The organism is Arthrobacter sp. 01T414, assembly GCF_056398965.1.
In genome coordinates, this window is sequence record NZ_JBFTQK010000001.1 from 1,124,369 (window position 1) to 1,146,417 (window position 22,049).

Genomic DNA, 22,049 nt, shown 5'->3' on the forward strand with positions numbered 1-22,049 from the left:
CGGGTCGCGCGCATCGGGAGGAGGGACGATGCGCACCATCGAACGAACCCGGAATCATGAACCCTTCACCGTCCTCCACGACGACCCCTCCCGCCACCGCGCCCGCGGCACCGTCTAGCGGCGGCCGCTTCGCCCGGCTGCCCCTCCTGGCTGGCCGGAGTTTCATCCCGCTGGGACTTTTCGCCCGCCTCCCGCTGGCCATGCTGACCGTCGGCGCCCTCACGCTCGTCACAGCCGTTACCGACTCCTACGCCGTGGGCGGGGCTGCAGCGGGTGCCGTCGGCATCGGCTCGGCACTCGGCGCCCCCGTGCTGGGCGCCCTCGCTGACCGGCTGGGCCAACGTCCCGTCCTGATCGTGTCCGCGGTCCTCAACACGGCCGCCGTGGCCGCCCTCATTCTCGTTGCCTACCTGGTGCCGGGCGCCCGGGAGCTGGCTGCCGCCGTTCCCGTGCTCGCCGCTGCTTTCGTGGCCGGCGCCAGTTGCCCGCAGGTCGGCCCGCTGGCGCGGGTCCGCTGGATGGCCCTGAGCTCCCGCGGCGGAACCGGACACACCGAAGACCTGGACACCGCGCTGTCCTATGAGAGCACCGCCGACGAGCTGACCTTCGTGCTGGGCCCGGCCCTGGTAGGAATTCTCGCCAGCCTGCTCAGCCCCTGGTTGCCGCTGGCGCTCGCGGCCGCGCTCACCCTCATCCTGGTTCCGGCGTTTGCCGTGCACCCGACCCACCGTGCGGTGCCGCGCGCCGCCGCCCCGAGCCGCTCAGCCTCGGCAGCCGCCCGCCGGCAACGCAAGGCCCTGGCGCCCGGGCAGCGCACGGCGGCCTCCGCCGCCGTCGCCCTGCCGGTGCTGGCCATGGTCTGCATGGGCACCTTCTTCGGGTCCACCCAGACGTCCCTTAGTTCCTTCTCGGCCAGCTTCGCCACCTCCGAGCTCGCGGGCCTGCTCTACGCGGTGATGGGCCTGAGCTCCGCCGCGGCCGCGCTCTCCGTGGCGTACTGGCCCCGTCGGTTCAGCGTCAACGCCCGCTGGCTGGCCTGCGCGGCGCTGATGGCCGGCTTTGCGGCGCTGCTGCTCCTGCCGTCCTCCGCGCTGCCGATGATCCTGGTGCTGCTGGTCCTGGGCCTTCCGGTGGGCCCGCTGATGGTCACCGTGTTCGCTATCGGCGGCGTCGTGGCCCCGGAAGGGAAACTCGGCACGGTGATGACGGCGCTGGCCAGCGGCATCGTGGCCGGGACAGCGCTGGGCTCCTCCATCGCCGGCCAACTGGCGCAGAACTCCGGCTATTCGGCCGCGTTCCTGGTTCCGGTCTGCGCAGCGGCCGCGCTGTTCGTGCTCGGAGCGGTGGCCGCCGTCGTCCTCCAGCGACGGAACAAGAGGACGACGACGGCGGCCGCGTAACCCCAACTGAATCGCAATTGTTGTCGTTTTGAAGGCTGTAAACGACAACTAATGCGAGTCAGTTGGGTGAATTAGAGCTGGGAGCCCAGTTTGAAACCGCGCTCCTCGCCGGGCTCACGCGTGTAGGCGAAGCCGTCGGCGCCGACCGTGACGGCCATTTCGCTGCTGTCGGTGCGGATCACGAGCGGCTGCGGCTTGCCGTCCAGGTCCAGGACCAGGGAAGCCTCCGTGTACCAGCTCGGGACCACGGGGTTTCCCCACCAGTCGCGGCGCTGGTTGTCGTGCACGTCCCAGGTCACCGTGGGGTTGTCCGGATCGCCCGTGTAGTAGTCCTGGGTGTAGATCTCCACCCGGTGCCCGTCGGGATCCAGGATGTAGAGGTAGAAGGCGTTGGACACGCCGTGCCGGCCGGGACCGCGCTCGATCCGGTCCGAGATCCGCAGCGCGCCCATCTTGTCGCAGATCTGGATGATGTTGTGCTTCTCGTGGGTGGAGAAGGCAATGTGGTGCATCCGCGGCCCGTCGCCGCCCGTGAGGGCGGTGTCGTGCACGGTCTGCTTGCGGTGCATCCAGGCCGCGTAGGTGACGCCGTCGGAGTCTTTGATGTCCTCGGAGACCCGGAAGCCCAGGTCCTCGAGGTACTTCCGGCCGCGCGGCACGTCCGGCGTGACCTGGTTGAAGTGGTCCAGCCGGACCAGTTCCCCGGCGCTGTAGAGGTCGTAGCGCTGGGTGAGGCGCTCCACGTGCTCGACCTCGTAGAAGAACTCGTAGGGGAAGCCCAAGGGATCCTCCACCCGGACCGCGTCTCCGATGCCGCGGGCGAAGCCGTCCTTCCGGCGCTCCGTGCGGCAGCCCATCTCGGCGAAATAGGCCTCGGCCTTGTCCACGTCGCCGGGGCTGCGGACCCGGTAGGCGAATGCCGCGGCGGCCGCCACCGGACCCTTGCGCAGCACGAGGTTGTGGTGGATAAACTCCTCGAAGGAGCGCAGGTAGATCGCGTCCTCATCCTCGTAGGTGACGTGCAGGCCCAGCAGGTCCACGTAGAACGCGCGGGACTTTTCCAGGTCGGTGACCACGAGGTCCATGTAGGCGCAGCGGACAATGTCCGGTGCGGGCACGGTGGGGGTGATGATGTCGTTCATGGAAATTCTCTCTTCGTTGAGGAGGGGAAGTGTTTCAGTGCTCCGCCGCGGCGCCGAATTTGGGGGTGTGGACGCTGCCGAGGGTGATGTGGACGGCCTGCTGGTCGGTGTAGAAGTCAATCGAGCGGTAGCCGCCCTCGTGGCCCAGGCCGGAGGCTTTGACGCCGCCGAAGGGGGTGCGCAGGTCCCGGACGTTGTGGCTGTTGAGCCAGACCATGCCGGCTTCAAGGTTCTGCGAGAAGTTGTGCGCCCGGGTCAGGTCGTTGGTCCAGACGTAGCCGGCCAGGCCGTAACGGGTGTTGTTCGCCAGGGCCAGCGCCTCGGCGTCGTCCTCGAACGGGGTGATCGCCACCACCGGGCCGAAGATCTCCTCCTGGAAGATCCGGGCGTCCGGCTTGACGTCGGCGAAGACCGTGGGCGCGATGTAGTTGCCGGTATCCAGCCCCTCGGGCCTCCCGCCGCCGGCCAGCAGCCGTCCCTCGGACTTGCCGATCTCGACGTAGCGGGCAACCTTCTCGTAGTGCTCCGGGTGCACCAGCGCGCCAACCTCGGTCTTCGGGTCGTGCGGGTCGCCGACCACGATGTTCTTGGCCCGGGCGGCGTACTTCTCGCAGAACTCCTCGTAGATGCCGCGCTGGACCAGGATCCGCGAGCCGGCCGTGCAGCGCTCGCCGTTGAGCGAGAAGACACCGAACAGGGTCGAATCGATCGCCGCGTCCAGGTCGGCGTCGTCGAAGATGATTGCCGGGCTCTTGCCGCCGAGTTCCATCGACAGGCCCTTGAGGTTCTCCGCCGCGTTACGGAAGATCGTCTTGCCGGTGGTGGTTTCGCCGGTGAAGGAGATCAGCGGGACGTCCGGGTGCTTGACCAGGGCGTCGCCGGCTTCTTCGCCGAGGCCGTTGACGAGGTTGAACACGCCGTCGGGCAGCCCGGCGTCCTTGAAGATCTTCGCCCAGAGCGAGGCGGACAGCGGCGTGAATTCGGCGGGCTTGAGCACCACGCAGTTGCCGGTGGCCAGCGCCGGGGCGAGCTTCCAGGACTCCAGCATGAACGGCGTGTTCCACGGCGTGATCAGGCCGGCGACGCCGATCGGCTTGCGGTTGACGTAGTTGATCTGCGCGCCGGGAACCTTCATGGCGTCGTCGAACTGCGCCACGATCAGGTCGGCAAAGAACCGGAAGTTCTCCGCGGCCCGGAGCGCCTGGCCCTTGGCCTGGGTGATGGGCAGGCCGGTGTCGAAGGTTTCCAGTTGCGCCAGCCGGGATTCCTGGGCCTCGACGGCGTCGGCGATCTTGTTCAGGACCCGGGCACGCTCGCGCGGTTTCATCCGTGGCCAGGGCCCCTCGGTGAAGGCCTTGCGGGCGGCGGCTACGGCGAGGTCGATGTCCTCCTGCTGCCCGGCGGCCGCCGTGGCGTAGGTTTCGTTGGAAACCGGGTCCAGGACATCGAAGGTCTTGCCGCTGACGGAGTCGACGAACTGGCCGTCGATGTAGTGCTGGATGCGGGTGGGCAAATCGTCCGGAATGTAGTGCTCAGCCATGGGTCGATCCTTTGCTTCGGCGTTGAAGTTGCGGTGTGCTGCGGTGCAGCTGCTAATTGGCGATCCGGAAGCCGTCCACCGGGGTGAGGTACTCCCGGCCAGCCTCCATCAGTTCGGCGATCTTCTTGAGCCCGGCGTCGGTGGGGGTGATCAGCGGCGGGCGGACGTAGTCGGAGGCGATCAGGCCGGCCTCGGCCATCAGCCACTTGCTGGGCGCGGGGTTGGTCTCGACGAACAGCAGGTCCACCAGCGGGTGGACGCCGTAGTGGATCTTCCGGGCGGTCTCGAAGTCGCCGTCGACCCAGGCGTTGTACATGTCCGCGGAGGCCTTCGGCGCGATGTTTGCCAGCGCCGAGATGAAGCCGACGCCGCCAATCGCCATCAGCGGCAGGCACAGCAGTTCGATGCCGGACCAGACCAGCAGGTCCTTGCCGGCCAGGTGCATGACGCGGGAGAAGTGTTCGAAGTCCTTGGTGGTCTCCTTGATCCCGACGATGTTGTCGAAATCGCGGAACAGCCGCGACACCGTTTCGGGGGCCATGTCCACCGCGGTGCGGGACGGCACGTTGTAGATCACGAACGGCATCTCCGGGAACTCCGTGGCGACGGTGGCATACCAGCGGTACAGGGCTTCCTGCGTGGGCCGGGAGTAGTACGGCGTGATGATCATCGATGCGTCCGCGCCGGCGTCGACGGCGGCCTGCGTCAGTTCCAGCGTCTCCTGCAGTTTCGCCGTTCCGGTGCCGGCCATGAAGGGCACGCGGTCGCCGATCGCCTCGGCCGTGGCGCGGATGGCGGCGGCGCGTTCCTCCACCGACTGGGCGCTGGGCTCCCCGGTGGACCCGCCGATCGTGATGCCGGAGGAGCCGCTGGCGATCTGCCATTCGACCATGTTCCGCAGACTGTCATGATCGACGTCGCCGGACGCGGTAAAAGGGGTGAACATCGCGGCGAGGGAGCCTTTGAGGTGCTGCTGGGGATCGGAACGGAACTTCATTGTTGTTTCCTTATCGTTCGGGGGAGCGGAAGCGGGGGCGGTCCCGCTGTGGTCAGGGGGATGGTGTCCGGTGGGCCAGGTACGCTTCGAGGGTCGCGGTGCGGTGCGCGCGGGCGGCGCGTTCGACGTCGTCGGCCGGGGCGCCCGCTTCCAGCAGCTTCAGAAGCGCCTCGTGTTCCTCGACCGACTGCCGGGCGCGGCCGGGCACGTAGCTGAAGGTGGAGGAGCGCAGTGCCTGCAGCCGGTTCCAGCCGCGGTGCACGAGGTCGAGGATGTGCGGGTTGGGGCAGTGTTCGAAGAGGACGCTGTGGAAGTCGCGGTTCAGGCTCGTGAAGCGCACCGGGTCGAAGTCCGCCAGGCACTCGCGCATCAGTTCGTTCACGGCGCGGGCCCGGGCGATGTCCGCGGCGGAGATCAGCGGGGCGGACAGGGCAGTCGCGGCGCCTTCGACGATCCCCAGCGTCTGCATTGTGTAGAGGTACTCGGTGGGATCGATCCCGGCCACGGTGGCGCCGACGTTGCGTTCGAACACCACGAGGTTCTCCGCTTCGAGCCGCCGGATGGCTTCGCGGACCGGGACGACGCTGAAGCCGAGGTCCTCGGCGATCTTGGCCAGCACCAGCCGGTAGCCGGGGGAGTACTCGCCGCTGAGGATGCTGGCCTTGATGGCCGCGTAGGCCTGTTCCGACTTGCTGGCGGTGGCGGCCGCGGCGCCGGCGCTCGCGGTCACTGCGCTGGTCATGGCCGGGACTGTCCGCGGTCCGCGGCCCACGACCGGTACTTTTCCTGCCACTGTGCGTTCATCGGGTAGAGGCCGTCCACGCTGTGCCCGGCGGCGACCATCTCGGCGATGAAGCTTTCCTCGGCTTCCTGGACCAGGGCGTCGTTGGCCACTTCCTCGGCCAGGGCCGGCGGGATCACGAGGATGCCGTCCGCGTCCCCCACGATGATGTCCCCGGGCTGCACCGTGGCGCCGCCGCAGGAAATGGTGAGGTCAACGTCCCAGGGGATGTGGCGCCGGCCGAGGACCGCGGGGTGGGCGTTGGCGAAGAAGGTGGGCATGTCCAGGGCGCCGACGGCGGTGACGTCGCGGACGCCGCCGTCGGTGATGACGGCCGCGGCACCGTTGACCTGGGCGCGCAGGGCCAGGATGTCCCCGACCGTTCCGGTGCCTTTTTCGCCGCGGGCCTCCATGACCAGGATTTCGCCCTCCTGGAGCGAGTCAATGGCGCGTTTCTGGGCGTTGAAGCCGCCGCCGTGGGTCTTGAACAGGTCCTCGCGGTTGGGCACGTAGCGCAGCGTCCGGGCGACGCCGACGACGGTGCGGTCCGGTCGGGTCGAGTGCAGGCCGTCGATGCTGACGTTGTTCAGCCCACGTTTGCGCAGCTGGGAGCTCAGGGTGGCGGTCGCAACGGATCCGAGCTTTGCCTTGAGCTCAGGGGTCAGCACGCTTTTCGGCGCGGTCTGTTCGGCGGCCGGAGTGCCGTAGGCCTCGGCGCGCTGGGCGTCGTCGCTGCGCGGCTGCGCTCCGTAGCCGGCCAGCGGCACGGTGCCCTGGACCGCCGTCGTCGTCAGCCGGCCGGTGGTGAGTCCCGACGCCGGGGCGTCCACCTCGACCTCCATCACGTCGCCCGGCTGGGCTACGGAGGCGCCGGCGGGCGTGCCGGTCAGGATGATGTCGCCCGGCTCCAGGGTGAGGAGCTGGGAGAGGTCCGCGACGAGGCGGGCAAAGGGAAACAGCAGGGTGCCGGTGGTGTCTTCCTGCACCAGTTCGCCGTTGAGCCAGGTGCGGAGGCGCAGGCCCTCCGGATCCACCTCCGCGGCCGGGAGGAGGCCTGGCCCCACAGGGGTGAAGCCGTCCCCGCCCTTGGAGCGCAGGTTGGAGCCCTTGTCCGCATAGCGCAGGTCGTAGACGCCCAGGTCGTTGGACGCGGTGACGAAGCCGACATGGCGCCAGGCCTCATCGGGGGAAACGCGGCGGGCACGGGTGCCGATCACCAGCGCCACCTCGCCCTCGAAGGCCAGGAGCTCGCAGCCGGCGGGGCGTTCGACCGTGCCGCCGGAGAGGCTCAGCGAGGAGGTGGGCTTCAGGAAGTAGGAGGGCTGCTCCGGGGTGCGGCCGCGCTGGGCGGCCCGGCTGGGGTAGTTGATGTGCACCGCGATGACTTTGCCGGCGGCGGCCAGGGCGTCCTGCGAAAGCTGCTCCATCGCATCTCCTCATTGAGTATGAAATCGTATACGATACTAAACTGCCCGAGCCGGGGCTGCTTGTCAAGGCCCAGGGTGCGGCGCCGCCGGGACGGCTTCAGGCCAGCTGCGCCTCGATGCGCGCGGCGCTCGCCGACAGCGCGGCCGCAACTTCGGCCGGATCCTGCGCGGCGCGGATATAGACCACGGCGAGGGCGGCCGGACGCCCGCCGGGAACCCTGACCGGCACGGCGAGCGAGGAGACGCCCGGGATGACCTCGTCGTGGCTGGCCGCGAAGCCGCGGCGTCGCGCCTCGGCTGCCTCGGGGCGGTAGTGGATGCCGGGGGCGAGGCGCTGCCATTCCTGCTCCGAAAGCGCGGACTGGATCGCGATGCCGGGGGCGCCCGCGCTGACCGGGTGCCGGGAGCCGGGGTGCTGGACCACGGCCGCCCCGGTGTGGCGGGGATCCACGGTGACCAGGGTGACGCAGTCTTCGCGGTCCCAGACGGCCACGAACGCGCTCATGGTCAGGGTATTGGCCAGCTGGGTGAGCTCGGGCAGCGCGGCGGTCTGCAGGTTGCGCGCCACGCCCCGGGCGAGAACGGCCAGGCCGGGACCGGGCTGGACCCGGCCGGCGTCGTCGCGGACCAGCAGCGAGTGGTCCTCGAGGGTGCGCAGGATGCGGTAGGCCACCGAGCGGTGGACGCCCATGGCGTCGGCGAGTTCGGCGATGGTGAGCGGCTCCGGAGCGTCGGCCAGGATCTCCAGTGCCCGGATGCCTCGCGAGAGCGTTTGGGAGGGCGGGGCCTGGGTGCTGCCGGCGTTCGGGGTCATGAGTTCCATCCTAGGGGCGGGCAGGAAGAGTCTTGTGCTGCGGCTCACAGTGCAGTAGCGTTCTGGCACAGCGTTCTATATATGAACGATGCGTTCGATTATAGAACTCGCAATGGAGCCCTGAACAGCTCCGGCCGGCCGTCATCCCCGGCCGGCAGCCACCTCTACGGACACATCCAGCGAAATGTGTGCTCTATCACAGTTTTCATAGTATGATCGCAGTTACTAACTGACCGTTCGATCAGTAATTCATGAGGCATTTAGTTATTCACTCGCACCCACCCGGGCAGTACCTCTGCCCCCAGCTACGGAGTTCCAATGACCGCAACTTCCACCGTTGATTCTGAGGCGGGCCCCAGCAGCAAGCATGAGGAACGTAAGGTCCTCGCCGGGACGCTGGTCGGCACCACCATCGAGTGGTACGACTTCTTCATCTTCGCCCAGCTGACAGCAACGCTGCTGTCCCCGCTCTTCCTGGCGCCCCTCAACGCGTCCAACCCGGGCCTGGCGCAGATTCTGTCCTTCGCCCTGATCGGTATCAGCTTCCTGTTCCGGCCGCTCGGTGCCATCATTGCCGGGCACCTCGGCGACCGCCTCGGCCGCAAGGCGATGCTGGTCTTCACCCTGGTGATGATGGGTGCCGCGACGGCGCTGATCGGCATGCTGCCGACCTACGCCCAGATCGGTTTCTGGGCCCCCGTCCTCCTCATCCTGCTCCGCGTCATCCAGGGCTTCTCCGCCGGCGGTGAATGGGGCGGCGCTGCGCTGATGGCCGTCGAGCACGCCCCGATGAGCAAGCGCGGACTGTTCGGCGCCTACCCGCAGATCGGTGTTCCGGTGGGCATGATCCTCGCCACCGGCCTGCTGTTCTTCCTCAACACCAGCATGTCCAAGGAAGACTTCGGCGCGTGGGGCTGGCGGGTTCCGTTCCTGCTTTCGATCGTGCTGATCGTGGTYGGCTACCTCATCCGCCGCGCCGTGGCCGAGAGCCCGGTCTTCAAGGAGATGCAGGACCGCAAGGAAGAAAGCAAGGCTCCCCTGGGCGAGCTGATCCGCAAGCACAAGAAGGCCGTCCTCTACTCCACGATGATCTTCATCGGCAACAACGCCGCCGGCTACCTGCTGATCGCGTTCTTCATCTCCTACGCCACCAAGACGCTGAAGATGCCCACCCCGCAGATTCTGCTGGCCACCACGCTGGCATCCTTCGGCTGGCTCATCTTCACCCTGGTCGGCGGCTGGCTCTCTGACAAGATCGGCCGGGTCAAGACCTTCCTGATCGGCTACGGGATTGTCTTCGCCTGGATGATCCCGATGTTCGCCCTGATCGACACCAAGGACATCCTGCTCTACGGCGTCGCGCTGTTCGTGCTGACCATCGGCCTCGGCCTGTCCTACGGCCCGATGTCCGCGATGTACGCCGAGATGTTCCCGGCAAACGTCCGCTACTCCGGCATCTCCATCGGCTACGCCTTCGGCGCCATCCTGGGCGGCGCCTTCGCGGCGACCATTGCCGAGGCCCTGCTGCAGGGCACGCACTGGACCGGCTCCATCGGCATCTACATCATGATCCTCTGCGTCATCTCCGCCGTCGGCGTCGTGCTGGCCAAGGAAACCCGCGGCCGCCCGCTGGGCGTCAGCAGCCACCACTAGGCAGCAGCCAACCAGGCGGCAGCCCGCCAGGAACAAGGCAATACAGAAGAGGCACGGACCGTAGTCCGTGCCTCTTCTGTGTTGCGGCTTCGATGCAAAATCCAGGCGGCTCAGACGCCCAGGAAGCTGATGGCCCCTTGCTTGAACGCCCGGCTCGTGACGGCGTTGGTGTGGTTCCGTGCGGGGAGGACGAGCTGTTCCACCATCGCCCCGCCCTTGGCGCCGAGCGCGGCGAGCTCCGGCATGGACGCGGCCCGCTCGTCCTTTTCGCCGGCAACCAGCAGCATCGGCATCTGCGGCACCGCCTCGGCGGGATCGAACGGCTCGTCCTTGATCGCCTCGATCAGGGAGAGCAGGGCAAAGATGTTGTTGCTCGGCAGCAGTTGCGCCATCTTCAACAGCCCGGCGGTGGACGCGTCCGCAATGGGCGTGCCGTCGGCCAGGTACCGCTGCGCGGCGACCAGGTCGAACTCCGCCAGCGGGTCCGCGATGTTGGGTCCGCCCAGCACCAGCCGGTGGACCAGCTCGCGCTGCGTTGCGCCGAACTCCCAGGCCAGCCGGGACCCCAGAGAGTAGCCGATCACGTCCAGGCCGCTGGCCGGATCCCCGTCGCGCAGCGGACGCGCGCCGGCGTCGAACGCGATCTGCAGCAGATCCGCGCGGATCCGGCCGGGGGAGTAGGAATCCCGGTCCTCCGGGGCGCCGCTGCGGCCGTGGCCGGGCAGGTCCACGGTGATGACGCGGCGGCCGGCCTCGGTGAGGGCGGCGATCCAGCCGGTGTCCTCCCAGTTGAGCTTGGAGGAAGAGGAGAAGCCGTGCAGCAGCAGGATCGGCCGAAGCCCGGCGTCGTCCTTGGGATCGTGCACCCCGACGTAGAGCTGGGGGTCGGTGCCCTCGACCGTGTGGGAATGCTGTTCGCCGGTGTGCCTGCCGCTCATGGTGTCAGTCCTCATCAAGTACGGCGCTCAGGCGGACCCGGCGCTTCGGTGCCTCTTCCTTCGGGACCGTGCCCACGATGCCGGCGGTGTTGTCCGGCACCTCGAACACGATCAGGGGCTCGCCGACGTTGATCTTGTCGCCGGGCCCGCCGTGGATACGCACTACCTTACCTGCCTGCGGGCTGGGCAATTCGACGGCGGACTTGGTGGTTTCGACCTCCACGAGCGGCTGGTTCCGCTCCACCTGGTCGCCCGGTGCAACCAGCCATTCCAGCACGGTCGCCTCGATGAGCCCTTCGCCGAGATCCGGCAGCGGGAAGGAAATTTCAGCCACGTTTGTACTCCAATACTCGCTGGATGCCGAAGAGGATCCGGTCAATGTTCGGGATGTATTCGTCCTCCAGGTCGCCGGAGGGATACGGGACGTCGAATCCGGTCACGCGCTCCACCGGTGCCTTGAGCGTGTCAAAGCAGCTCTGGGTGATCAGCTGCGCCACCTCGGCGCCCAGCCCTGAGGTCAGCGGCGCCTCATGGACGACGACGGCGCGGCGCGTCTTGCTCACGGAGGCGGCCAGCGCCTCGGCGTCGATCGGCTTGAGCCAGCGCAGGTCCAGGACCTCGATGTCGATCCCGTCCTCGGCGGCGAGCTCCCCCACCTGCAGGCAGCGCGCCACCATGGCGCCCCACGCCACAAGGGTCAGGTGCCGGCCCTCGCGCATGACCTTGGCGCCCTCGGGGGTGCCGGGGTTGGCTACGTCCACCTCGCCCTTCTGCCAGTAGCGGGACTTCGGCTCCATGAAGATCACCGGGTCCGGCCGCGTGGCGGCGTGCTTGAGCAGGTGGTAGGCCTCGTGCGGGTTCGACGGCGAGACCACTTTCAGCCCGGGTACGTGGGCGAAGAGCGCCTCCAGGCTTTCGCCGTGGTGTTCGGGCGCGCGGATGCCGCCAAAGCTGGGCACGCGCAGGGTGATCGGCATCGGCAGGGTGCCGCGGCTGCGGTAGTTCATCCGGGCGATCTGGCAGACGATCTGGTTGATGGCCGGGTAGGCGAAGCCGTCGAACTGAACTTCCGGGATGGGGTGGAAGCCGGCCATCGCCAGGCCCACGGACATGCCGAGGATGCCGGATTCCGCCAGCGGGGTGTCGAAGACCCGCTGCGCGCCGTGCTTGGCCTGCAGCCCGTCGGTAATCCGGAAGACGCCGCCGAGGCGGCCGCAGTCCTCGCCGAAGATGACGGCCTTGGGGTTCTCGGCCAGCACCTCGTCGAGCGCGCGGTTGAGCGCCTGCTGCATGGACAGGGTTTCGGTCATGGGCGTATCGGCAGTGCTGTCACCTGCGGCAGCTGCGCCTTCAAGAATCGAGTTAGACATGTTCGGACTCCTCGCGCCAGTTGGCGGCCTGGGCCTGCAGGGCAGGGGTGGTTTCCTGGAAGACCAGGTCGAACATTTCGGCTCCGGGGCGCGGGCCCAGGGCCTGGATGCCGGTGCGGATCTCTTCCTCTTCGGCTTTGGCCGCGGCCAGGGCCTCGGCGAAGAACTCCTCGCCGGCGATCCCGTCCGCCAGCAGCCGCTGCTTGAGCCGCTCCAGCGGATCCTCGCCGGCGCTGTCGCGTTCCTCGTCGAGGGAGCGGTAGCGGCCGGGGTCATCGGAGGTCGAGTGCGGGCCGCGCCGGTAGGTCATGGCCTCGATCAGCACGGGGCCATTGCCGGAGCGGGCGTGTGCGAAGGCGCGGCGGGTGGCTTCGACGACGGCGACGACGTCGTTGCCGTCGACCTGCAGCGCCGGCATGCCGTAGCCGGCCGCGCGGGCGGCGACGGAGCCGCCGGCCACCTGGCGTTCCGTGGGAACCGAGATGGCCCAGCCGTTGTTCTGCACGAAGAAGACCACGGGTGCCTTCATCACGGCCGCAAAGTTCAGGGCCTCGTGGACGTCGCCCTGCGAGGAGGCGCCGTCGCCGAAGTAGGTAAGGGCGACGCCGTCCTTCTGTTCCAGGGTCTGGCCGTGGGCCCAGCCGACGGCATGCAGCACGGATCCGGCCACTACGGCCTGGATCGGGGCGAGGCGGGACTGCATCGGGTCGTAGAGGCCGCCGTGCCAGGTGGCCTTGTGGGTGGACATGTAGCCCACCATGTCCACGCCCATGGTCCGGGCGACGCCCATTTCACGGTAGGTGGGGAAGACGAAATCGCGGGTGGTGTCCACGGCGTAGCCGCTGCCCACCTGGGCGGCTTCCTGGCCGAGCTCCGGGGCGTAGCCGGGAATGATGCCTTGCCGCTGCCAAGCGATCGCCGAGGTGTCCAGGTGCCGTACCGCGACCATCAGCGAGTAGAGCTCGCGCAGCTGGGCGGGAGTGAGCGGCCCGGCGTCGTCGCCGGAAACCGCGAGGGGGAGTGTTTCCATGCCTGTGACCCTAGTCACGGTCTAAGTCCTAGGCAATCAGCTCAGGAAACGCTGACCATTCTGCGCAAGAACGCTAGCCAAGCCGCCGCCGCACGTGGCAATTTGTGCAGCTATAGGCGTTACCCAACTGACTGGCAGTAGGGGCCGTTATGAGCGACCAAAACGGCCCCTAATGCGAGCTACTTGGGCTCGACTGCCCGGGATTCGTCGGGCGTCCGGGTCCGGTTCAGCCGGGCGCCGATCCAGCAGGCGGCGGCAATGCCGGCGATCAGCGCCATGGTGCTGAAGAGCTGCTTGCTGCTGTCCGGGCTGCTGAAGCCGACGGCGAAGATCAGGGCCAGGAGGACCAGCCCGAAGATCGTGATCCCCGGGAACCCCTTCATCCGCAGCGGCAGTACCGTGCCTGCGCGGTCCGCCCGGCGCCGCAGGATCAGCTGCGACACCAGGGCCGAGCCCCACACCACGAGACAGGTCGAGCCCACCAGCTGGAAAAGCGCCGGCAGGATCCGTTCCGGGAACAGCAGTTCGAGTACGGCGGCGAGGAAGCCGAACGCCACCGAGATGCTGACCGCGATGACCGGAACGCGGGTCCTGGTGAGCCGGGACAGGAACCGGGGAGCTTCGCCGCGGACGGACAGCGAGTAGGCCATCCGGGATGCCCCGTACAGGTTCGCGTTGAGGGCGGAAAGCAGTGCGACGACGGCGACCAGGGTGATGGCGGCGCCGGCCCCGGGGATGCGGGCCAGGTCCAGGACGCCGGCGAACGGCGACTTCAGTGCTGCCGACGTCGACGGCAGCACCGCGGCGATGACGAATACGGAGCCGATGTAGAACACCAGGATCCGCCAGACGACGGTGCGGATCGCGTGACCCACGCTGCGTTCGGGATCCTCCGTCTCGGCCGCGGCGACGCTGACGATTTCCGTGCCGCCGAACGCGAAGATCACCACGAACAAGGCCGCGGCGATGCCGCCAAGGCCCGCCGGGGCGAAGTTGGCGGTGATGTTGGACAGCCCCGGGCTGGGAACCTCCGGTAGCCAGCCGAAGAGCAGGGCCGCGCCGATGGCCAGGAACAGCAGGATGGCGGCGACCTTGAGGATCGCGAACCAGAATTCGAACTCGCCGAAGTTCCTCACCCCGGCGAGGTTGATGGCCGTGAACACCGCCATGAAGATCAGCGCGAGGCCCCACACCGGGACCACCGGCCAGATGGTGAAGAGCAACCCGGCCGCACCGAGCGCTTCGGCTGCGATGACGACGACGAGCTGCAGCCACCAGAGCCAGCCCACGGTGGCGCCGGCGGTCTTGCCCATCGCCTTTTCGGCGTAGACGGAGAACGCGCCGCTGTTCGGATTCGCGGCGGCCATCTCGCCGAGGGCCCACATCACGATGATGATCAGGGTGCCCGCGACCAGGTAGGAGATCAGGACGGCCGGCCCGGCGGCCTGGATTCCGGCCCCCGATCCGAGGAACAGGCCGGCGCCAATGGCGCTGCCGAGTCCCATCATGGTGAGCTGCCGGGGCTTCATGCTGTGGCCGAGTTTCAGGGCCGGGCGCTCCGCGGTGGACTTCGTTGTCATGCTGGCGAACCTTCTTACGGTGGTGGAGTTGTCCTTTTGGGACCATTTGAATTTACCGTCCCGTGGATGCCCCTGCGCGCGGGCGGCGTGAGAGCATGGTGGCAGTTTGTTGAATATCCGGCCCGAATCGTGACGATTTGCGCTATTGAATCCCTGCAGGCAAGGAAACCGCCGTGAACGTTGACCCGCTCGACGCAAAGATTGTCCGATTCTTCACGGACTTCCCGCGGGCTTCCGTGCTGGAGGCGTCCCGGGTGCTGAAGGTCGCCCGCGCCACCGTGCAGTCGCGGCTGGACCGGATGCAGGAGAACGGTGTGATCGGCTCCTGGGTGCCGCAGCCGGATCCGGCCCGCTTCGGTTACCCGGTGGTGGCGTTCTGCTCCCTGACCATCAACCAGGATCTTGGCCACGACGCCGTCGTGGAGGCCTTGGCCCGGATTCCCGAGCTGATTGAGATCCACACCGTGTCCGGCAGTTCGGACCTGATGGCCCGGATTGCGGCCCGCTCCAACTCGGACCTGCAGCGGGTGCTCGATGCGATGATCGCCACCCGGACGGTGCTGCGGTCTTCCTCCGTGATCGTGCTCAACACCCATTTCGAGGGCCGGACCCTGCCGCTGCTGGAAGCCGCCGCGGAGGGTCAGTAGGCCGCGCGGCCGGCCCGGGACCGCAACATTTTGCGCCGGACCGCCGTCGTCGTAGAATTAGTTATAGTCAATTTGACTATAACTACTCCGGCGGTAGGGCCGGAACCGTCCGGGCAGTCTCCACAGGCCCGGATCCCGGACCGCGGGGGTCGATCACCGTCTACACCTCTCCAGCCAACGTCTCGGAGCGCCAGCTCGCGCCGCCGTCGCTGGCCATCTCCACGGTGATCTTCGCCCTGCGCCCGAGTGAACGCTCCGGGCGCCCCACGCTGTGGATTCCGCTGGTGCGCCGGATCCGGGAGCCGTTCAAGGGGCTCTGGGCATTGCCCGGTGGCCCGCTCACGCACTCCGAGTCGCTCCAGGACGCCGCCTCGCGGAACCTGCGCGAGACCACCGGACTGACGCCAAACTACCTCGAACAGCTTTACGCCTTCGGCGGCCTGCACCGTTCGCCCACCCAGCGGGTGGTGTCGATCGTCTACTGGGCGCTGGTCCAGCCCACCGAGGCTGCGCTCGCCGACGAATCGGAAAACGTCCGCTGGTTCCGGGCCGACCGGCTTGGCGAACTGGCCTTCGACCACAACGCAATCATCGAGTACGCGCTTTGGCGGCTGCGGAACAAGATGGCCTACGGCTCAATCGCCTACCACCTCCTCGGCGAATACTTCACCCTGGCCCAGGTCCGCGAAGTCTATGAGGCAGTCCTGGACCGCGAGCTGGATCCGGCGAACTTCCGCCGCCAGATCAAAGCCGCCCCGGAAATCGAAGAAACCGACGAGTACCTCCAAGGCGGCAAGCACCGCCCGCCCCGCCTCTACCGCTTCACCGGCCGCCCCGGCCTCGATCCAGACAACAGGAGCACACCATGAGCAGCGTCAACACGGCGATCCAGCTGATCACGCGCGAGGCGGCCACAAGCCAGGCAACAGCCAGCGCCACGGGCATTGCAGCTGCGGGGTCCACCTGCAGCCCGGCGCTCGCCCGGGGCCCCTGGGACTACGACCTCGCCGAGGCCCTCGCCGGTGTGCCCGCCTACGGCCCCGGCGCCTCGGCAGCCGACGTCGCCCCCCGGTCCACGCCGCGTCAGGGCCAGCTCCCGGAGGAGTACCGCATCGCCGACGACGCAGAACTGGACACCCGGATCCGGGCCGCCAAGGCGGCCCTGGGCGACCGTGCCGTCATCCTGGGCCACTTCTACCAGCGCGACGAGGTGGTGGAATACGCCGACTTCGTGGGCGACTCCTTCCAGCTCGCCAACGCGGCGCTGACCCGGCCCGACGCCGAGGCGATCATTTTCTGCGGCGTGCACTTCATGGCCGAAACCGCGGACATCCTCTCCCGGCCGGAGCAGGCCGTAATCCTGCCCAACCTCGCCGCGGGCTGCTCGATGGCGGACATGGCGGACATCGATTCGGTCACCGAGTGCTGGGAACAGCTGGAAGAACTTTTCGGCACGGAGCCCGACGCCGACGGCAAGGTGCCCGTCATCCCGGTCACCTACATGAACTCCTCGGCCGCGCTCAAGGGCTTCTGCGGCGAGCACGGCGGCATCGTCTGCACCTCCTCGAACGCCGCCACGGTGCTGGAGTGGGCGTTCGAGCGGGGCCAGCGTGTGCTGTTCTTCCCGGACCAGCACCTGGGACGGAACACCGCCAAAGCCATGGGCGTGCCGCTGGAGCAGATGCCGATGTGGAATCCGCGCAGGGAGCTTGGCGGCAACGACGAGCAGGCGCTGCAGGACTCCCGGGTAATCCTCTGGCACGGCTTTTGCTCCGTGCACAAGCGTTTCAACGTCGCCCAGATTGAGAAGGCACGGGCCGATTTCCCGGGCGTGCAGGTCATCGTGCACCCGGAGTGCCCGATGGAGGTGGTCGACGCCGCGGACTCCGCCGGCTCCACCGACTTCATCCGCAAGGCCATCGCCGCCGCCACGGAGCCCACCGTCTTCGCCGTCGGCACCGAGATCAACCTGGTGAACCGGCTCGCCGCCGAATACCCGCAGCACACCATCTTCTGCCTGGACCCGGTGATCTGCCCCTGCTCCACCATGTACCGCATCCACCCGGGCTACCTAGCGTGGGTGCTGGAGTCCTTGGTCCGCGGCGAGGTGGTCAACCGCATCACGGTGGCGGACGACGTCGCGGCCCCCGCCCGCGTCGCGTTGGAGCGCATGCTGGCGGCGCGGCCGTGACCAGGCGGCTCGTCGTCGTCGGCAGCGGGATCGCCGGACTGTACGCGGCTCTGCTCGCCTCCGAGCAAGGTTCCCATCCGGGCAGCGCCGGCGCGGCACCCGGGGCCGAGGTGGTGCTCCTGACAAAGGGGGCGCTGGAGCAGAGCAACACCTTCTACGCCCAGGGCGGCGTCTCCGCCGTACTGGCGCCGGGGGAGGCCGCGCCGGGCGATTCCGTGGCGGCGCACATCGCCGACACCCTCGCCGCCGGTGCCGGGCACAATGACCCGGACGCGGTGCGGATCCTTTGCACCGAGGCCGTCCGGGATATCGCCGGGCTGCGCCGCTTCGGCGTGGAATTCGACGCGCTTCCCGACAGCGGACCGGCGCTGGGGCTGGAAGCTGCGCATTCCGCGGCCCGCATCCTGCACGCCGGCGGCGACGCTACCGGCGCCCGCATTGCCCGCGCGCTGGTGGCGGCCGTGCTGCAGCGCGCCGAGCAGGGCAGGCTGCGGGTGGAGACCGGCGCCTTCGTCACCGAGCTGCTCACCGGAGGCGGCAGCCAGGCGAAAGGCGCCGCTTCGGGCGCCGTCACCGGCGTCGCCTACCTCGCCGGCGGGGAGCTGAAGCATCTCGACGCCGACGCCGTACTGATCGCCACGGGCGGCGCCGGGCGGCTCTTCGCCCGCACCAGCAACCCCTCGGTCGCCACCGCCGACGGCCTCGCCCTGGCTTGGCGCGCCGGCGCCGACGTCCGCGACCTCGAGTTCTTCCAGTTCCACCCGACCACGCTCGCTGCCGCCGAACTGCCGGGCGGACCGCCGGCGCTGCTGATCTCCGAAGCGGTGCGCGGCGAGGGTGCGGTGGTGCTGGACGCGGCGGGCTACCGTTTCATGCCCGACTACCACCCGGATGCGGAACTGGCCCCGCGCGACGTCGTCTCCCGCAGCATTGCCCTGCACCTGGCGGCCGCCGGGCTCCCGGCGGACAGCCCGGTGTATCTGGACGCCCGGGGGATCGAGGCCCGGCGCGGAACGGGTTTCCTGGCCGGGCGGTTCCCCACCATCAACGCGGCCACCCGCGCCGCCGGCTACGACTGGACCACCGAACCGCTGCCCGTATCCCCTGCCGCGCACTACTGGATGGGCGGGGTCGCCACCGACCATCGGGGACGCACCTCGGTACCGGGGCTCTACGCCGCGGGAGAGGTCGCCTGCACGGGCGTCCAGGGCGCCAACCGGCTGGCCAGCAATTCACTGCTGGAGGGCCTGGTGTTCGGGCGCCGGGCTGTGGAGGACTTCCTGCGCGGCGAAGTTCCGCACAACGGCACTGCTCCGCGTGCTAGCTCGGCCGCGGCCGGCCTCCCTTTGACGCACGCTTCCGCAGCACCCTTGCGCGGCTCCTCCAAGGAAGGAACCTCCGCGGCGGTGCCCGAAGTTGTTGTGAGGTCTGGGCCGGAGTCTGTTCCCGAACCGTTTTCGCGGGAGGTTCTGGGGCGGTTGATGACCTCGCATGCCGGGGTCCTGCGTTCGGGGGTTGACCTCGATGGTGCCGCCGTGCAGCTGGCCGAGTGGGCCGCCGTCGTCCGTCCTGAAGAAGTGCCGGACATGCTGGATCCGCGGGAGCACGAGGACCGGAACCTGCTCCTGGCCGCCGGGTTGCTGGTGCAGGCCGCCCGGGCCAGAAGCGGCTCACTCGGCGCCCACTTCCGCGCGGACGCAGACGCAGCCTCCCGGCAGGCCGATGTCAGCCTCCCGGCGATGCTCGCAGCGCCGGCCCGATCCACCCCTCCCGCCGCAACACACGGGTACCGGCACGCCGCCGTATCCCGTCAAAAGCAAAGGATTTCCTCATGACTGCCACCACCCAGGAAACGCAGGCCCCCACCGCCCTCGCGGGAACCCTCCCGGCGGCCGCCGTCGATGCCGTATTGCGGACCGCACTGCAGGAGGACTCCCCGTACGGCGACATCACCTCGCAGACCCTCATCCCCGCCGGGGCCCGCGCCACGGCGGTGCTGGCCGCGCGGGTGCCAGGCGTGCTCAGCGGCGGCGAGGTGTTCGCCGCAGCGATGAAGCTGGCGGACCCGTCCGCCGTCGTCGAACTGCTCGTGGCCGACGGTGACTCCTTTGAAGCCGGCACGGCGCTGGCCCGGGTGACCGGCGACGCCCGGGGTGTGCTGCTGGCAGAGCGGGTGGCCCTGAACCTCGTGCAGCGGATGAGCGCCATCGCCACGCGGACCGCGGAATTCGTCGCGCTGGTTGCAGGCACCCGCGCCCGGATCACCGACACCCGGAAGACCACGCCCGGGCTGAGGGTGCTGGAGCGCTACGCGGTCCGCTGCGGCGGCGGGGCCAACCACCGCTTCAGCCTCTCGGACGCGGTCCTGGCCAAGGACAACCACCTGGCCGTGCTCACCGGGGGAGACCCAGCGAAGCTGACCACGGTGCTGCGGGACGCCAAGGCACGGCTGGGGCACACCACGCATTTCGAGGTGGAGGTGGACAGCATGGAGCAGATCGAGCCCGTGCTGGCCGCCGGCGTGGACACCATCATGCTGGACAACTTCTCGCTGATCGAGCTCGCCGACGGCGTGGAGCTGGTCGCAGGGCGGGCCCGGGTGGAGGCCAGCGGCAACGTCAGCCTCGCCACGGTGGCAGGGATCGCCGCGACCGGGGTGGACGTCATCTCGATCGGCGCGCTCACCCACAGCGTCACCGCCCTGGACCTGGGCCTCGATGTCGAACTGGAAGCCGCCGTGGCTACCGAGGCTGACCGGGGAGCCGGCCCGGCGGCCGGCTGAGGAATTCCGTGATCTTCCTTGACGCCGCCGCCACCACCCCGGTTCGCCGGGAGGTGCTCGAAGCCATGTGGCCGTACCTCAGCGGCGACTTTGGCAACCCCTCCAGCCACCACTCGCTCGGGGAGGCCGCCGCCGTGGCGCTCGCCGGAGCGCGGGAGGCGACCGCGAGGGCCCTGGGTTGCCGGCCGGGCGAAGTCGTCTTCACCTCCGGCGGCACGGAAGCGGACAACCTCGCCGTGAAAGGCATCGCTCTGGCCAGGCGCGCCTCGGACCCGCGCCTGGACCGGGTGGCGATCAGCGCCGTCGAACATCCTGCGGTGGAAGAATCCGCCAGGTACCTCGAACGGGTCCACGGCTTTGCCGTCGACGTGATCCCGGTGGGCCGCTACGGGCAGGTCACCGAGCAGGCGCTCGCCGCCGTGCTCCGGCCGGAGACCGCGCTGGTGAGCATCATGTACGCCAACAATGAGGTCGGCACGGTGCAGCCCGTGGCCCGGCTCGCGGCCCTGGCCCGCAGCCAGGGTGTCCCGCTGCACAGCGACGCCGTGCAGGCCGCCGGCTGGCTCTCCCTCGACACGCGCGAGCTGGGCGTCGACGCCCTGAGCCTCTCCGGCCACAAGCTGGGCGCCCCGAAAGGCTGCGGGGCGCTGTTCGTGCGCAGCCGGACCCGAATGGAGCCGCTGATCCACGGCGGCGGCCAGGAACGCGGCCGCCGCTCGGGCACCGAAAACGTTGCCGGTGCCGTGGCCCTGGCGACGGCGTTGACCCTCGCCGGGACCTCGCAGCCGGCGGCTTCCGCCAGGGTGGCCGCACTGCGTGATGACTTCATTTCCGCCGTCCTGGCCGGAGTGCCCGGGGCCGTACTGACCGGCCATCCGGACGAGCGGCTGCCTTCGGTGGCGTCCTTCTGCTTCCCGGGAACCAGCGGTGAGTCGGTGCTGCTGGAGCTCGAGCGGCAGGGCGTTATCTGCTCCAGCGGTTCGGCCTGCGCCGCGGGTTCCGATGAGCCCTCGCCCGTGCTGCTGGCGATGGGAATCAGCGCGGAGGTGGCGCAGACCGCCGTGCGCTTCAGCTTCGAATCGTCCATTACCGCACCCGAGCTGCGCGAAGCGGCGGCAGCGGTGCACAGCGCCGTCGGCAGCGTCCGGTCCCTGGGCGCCTGAGCCCGCGTTCCTCTCTCACTTATGGCTGCTCCGGAGGCGCCGGAACACCCATAAGTGAGAGAGCAACCGGCTAGCGGTGCCGGGCGCGGCGGAAGATCCAGTGCCGCAGCATGGTGAACCGCACCGCCGTGGCCAGGAATCCGGACAGGGTGGTGGTCCAGAGCTCGTCGGCCACGGTGGCGTCCGGGTTGAGCCAGTGCAGGATGCCGAGGCTGCCGCCGGTAATCAGCAGGGCGACGGCGATCACGATCAGCCCGTTGAGGTGGTCGCGCTTCATCCGGTGGCGCTCGGTAATTTTGAACGTCAGCCGCCGGTTCAGCGCGGTATTCATCAGCGAAGTGATGATCAGCGCCGCCGCGTTGGCAGGCTGCGGCCCGATCCACGGCCGCAGGAAGGCGTACAGCGCCAGCGAGGACACCGTGCACACGACGCCGACGCCGGTGAAGCGCAGCAGCTGACGGACCACGGGATAGCGGAGCACGCCCCGGTGGCGGCGCCGCGGCGACGCCTGCGGGGGAGAGGCCGGGAGGAGTGGGGCGGTGTCCGGCGGAACGGACGGGGCGGGCTGCTCCTGTTGTAGCTGCGACTCCATCC

At 69.0% G+C, this 22,049-nt stretch carries 20 protein-coding genes; 8 read left to right on the forward strand and 12 right to left on the reverse strand.

The window, feature by feature from the left end; translation table 11 throughout:
• The first annotated feature begins 56 nt into the window (after window positions 1-56).
• Window positions 57-1,400 (forward strand): MFS transporter, encoded by a 1,344-nt coding sequence (locus AC1DK9_RS05255; RefSeq protein WP_476915201.1) that lies wholly within the window; start codon window positions 57-59, stop codon window positions 1,398-1,400.
• 71 nt (window positions 1,401-1,471) lie between these two features.
• Here the strand turns inward: AC1DK9_RS05255 and hpaD are convergent, their stop codons facing one another.
• The 6 genes from hpaD to AC1DK9_RS05285 all read right to left on the reverse strand — a co-directional run bounded on the left by hpaD (window position 1,472) and on the right by AC1DK9_RS05285 (window position 8,101).
• Window positions 1,472-2,542: a 3,4-dihydroxyphenylacetate 2,3-dioxygenase gene (gene hpaD / locus AC1DK9_RS05260; protein WP_476915202.1), complete on the reverse strand. Its 1,071-nt coding sequence runs from the start codon at window positions 2,540-2,542 to the stop codon at window positions 1,472-1,474.
• 34 nt (window positions 2,543-2,576) lie between these two features.
• Window positions 2,577-4,082, reverse strand: a complete 1,506-nt coding sequence (hpaE, locus tag AC1DK9_RS05265; protein WP_476915203.1) for a 5-carboxymethyl-2-hydroxymuconate semialdehyde dehydrogenase — start codon at window positions 4,080-4,082, stop codon at window positions 2,577-2,579.
• A 52-nt stretch (window positions 4,083-4,134) separates the two neighbouring features.
• Window positions 4,135-5,079 (reverse strand): 4-hydroxy-tetrahydrodipicolinate synthase, encoded by a 945-nt coding sequence (gene dapA / locus AC1DK9_RS05270; RefSeq protein WP_476915204.1) that lies wholly within the window; start codon window positions 5,077-5,079, stop codon window positions 4,135-4,137.
• 52 nt (window positions 5,080-5,131) lie between these two features.
• On the reverse strand, window positions 5,132-5,821 hold the full coding sequence (locus tag AC1DK9_RS05275; RefSeq protein WP_476915205.1) for a GntR family transcriptional regulator: 690 nt from the start codon (window positions 5,819-5,821) through the stop codon (window positions 5,132-5,134).
• Window positions 5,818-7,287 carry a fumarylacetoacetate hydrolase family protein gene (locus tag AC1DK9_RS05280; protein ID WP_476915206.1) on the reverse strand — a complete coding sequence of 490 codons (1,470 nt, stop codon included), beginning with the start codon at window positions 7,285-7,287 and terminating at the stop codon, window positions 5,818-5,820. The genes AC1DK9_RS05275 and AC1DK9_RS05280 overlap by 4 nt, the downstream gene beginning before the upstream one ends.
• Before the next feature lie 97 nt (window positions 7,288-7,384).
• Window positions 7,385-8,101 (reverse strand): IclR family transcriptional regulator, encoded by a 717-nt coding sequence (locus AC1DK9_RS05285; protein WP_476915207.1) that lies wholly within the window; start codon window positions 8,099-8,101, stop codon window positions 7,385-7,387.
• A gap of 318 nt (window positions 8,102-8,419) precedes the next feature.
• On the opposite strand from AC1DK9_RS05285, the gene AC1DK9_RS05290 reads away from it, so the two are divergent.
• Window positions 8,420-9,754, forward strand: a complete 1,335-nt coding sequence (locus AC1DK9_RS05290; protein WP_476862689.1) for an MFS transporter — start codon at window positions 8,420-8,422, stop codon at window positions 9,752-9,754.
• A gap of 110 nt (window positions 9,755-9,864) precedes the next feature.
• On the opposite strand, the gene AC1DK9_RS05295 is transcribed toward AC1DK9_RS05290, so the two are convergent.
• The 5 genes from AC1DK9_RS05295 to AC1DK9_RS05315 form a co-directional block, all read right to left on the reverse strand.
• Window positions 9,865-10,692, reverse strand: coding sequence for an alpha/beta fold hydrolase (locus AC1DK9_RS05295; RefSeq protein WP_476915208.1), 828 nt, complete (start codon window positions 10,690-10,692; stop codon window positions 9,865-9,867).
• 4 nt (window positions 10,693-10,696) lie between these two features.
• Window positions 10,697-11,026, reverse strand: a complete 330-nt coding sequence (locus AC1DK9_RS05300) for a biotin/lipoyl-containing protein (protein ID WP_056426240.1) — start codon at window positions 11,024-11,026, stop codon at window positions 10,697-10,699.
• Window positions 11,019-12,002 carry an alpha-ketoacid dehydrogenase subunit beta gene (locus AC1DK9_RS05305; RefSeq protein WP_476915245.1) on the reverse strand — a complete coding sequence of 328 codons (984 nt, stop codon included), beginning with the start codon at window positions 12,000-12,002 and terminating at the stop codon, window positions 11,019-11,021. Before AC1DK9_RS05305 ends, AC1DK9_RS05300 begins: the two co-directional genes overlap by 8 nt.
• Before the next feature lie 52 nt (window positions 12,003-12,054).
• Window positions 12,055-13,092 (reverse strand): thiamine pyrophosphate-dependent enzyme, encoded by a 1,038-nt coding sequence (locus AC1DK9_RS05310; RefSeq protein ID WP_476862692.1) that lies wholly within the window; start codon window positions 13,090-13,092, stop codon window positions 12,055-12,057.
• Window positions 13,093-13,271: 179 nt separating this feature from the next.
• Entirely contained in the window at window positions 13,272-14,672 is a 1,401-nt protein-coding gene (locus tag AC1DK9_RS05315; protein WP_476915209.1) for an amino acid permease, read from the reverse strand.
• A 173-nt stretch (window positions 14,673-14,845) separates the two neighbouring features.
• On the opposite strand from AC1DK9_RS05315, the gene AC1DK9_RS05320 reads away from it, so the two are divergent.
• From AC1DK9_RS05320 to AC1DK9_RS05345, 6 genes are all read left to right on the forward strand, one after another.
• The gene (locus AC1DK9_RS05320) at window positions 14,846-15,319 is read left to right on the forward strand and encodes an Lrp/AsnC family transcriptional regulator (protein ID WP_476862694.1); all 474 of its coding nucleotides are present in this window, start codon (window positions 14,846-14,848) and stop codon (window positions 15,317-15,319) included.
• Window positions 15,320-15,471: 152 nt separating this feature from the next.
• A complete protein-coding gene (locus AC1DK9_RS05325; RefSeq protein WP_476862933.1) occupies window positions 15,472-16,188 on the forward strand; it encodes an NUDIX hydrolase in 717 nt (238 codons plus the stop codon).
• Entirely contained in the window at window positions 16,185-17,510 is a 1,326-nt protein-coding gene (nadA, locus tag AC1DK9_RS05330) for a quinolinate synthase NadA (protein ID WP_476915210.1), read from the forward strand. The genes AC1DK9_RS05325 and nadA overlap by 4 nt, the downstream gene beginning before the upstream one ends.
• A complete protein-coding gene (locus AC1DK9_RS05335) occupies window positions 17,507-19,345 on the forward strand; it encodes an L-aspartate oxidase (protein WP_476915211.1) in 1,839 nt (612 codons plus the stop codon). Before nadA ends, AC1DK9_RS05335 begins: the two co-directional genes overlap by 4 nt.
• The gene (nadC, locus tag AC1DK9_RS05340; protein WP_476862697.1) at window positions 19,342-20,292 is read left to right on the forward strand and encodes a carboxylating nicotinate-nucleotide diphosphorylase; all 951 of its coding nucleotides are present in this window, start codon (window positions 19,342-19,344) and stop codon (window positions 20,290-20,292) included. Before AC1DK9_RS05335 ends, nadC begins: the two co-directional genes overlap by 4 nt.
• Window positions 20,293-20,300: 8 nt before the next feature.
• Window positions 20,301-21,455, forward strand: coding sequence for a cysteine desulfurase family protein (locus AC1DK9_RS05345; RefSeq protein WP_476915212.1), 1,155 nt, complete (start codon window positions 20,301-20,303; stop codon window positions 21,453-21,455).
• 70 nt (window positions 21,456-21,525) lie between these two features.
• Here the strand turns inward: AC1DK9_RS05345 and AC1DK9_RS05350 are convergent, their stop codons facing one another.
• Window positions 21,526-22,047, reverse strand: a complete 522-nt coding sequence (locus tag AC1DK9_RS05350; protein WP_476915213.1) for a GtrA family protein — start codon at window positions 22,045-22,047, stop codon at window positions 21,526-21,528.
• Window positions 22,048-22,049 lie beyond the last annotated feature (2 nt).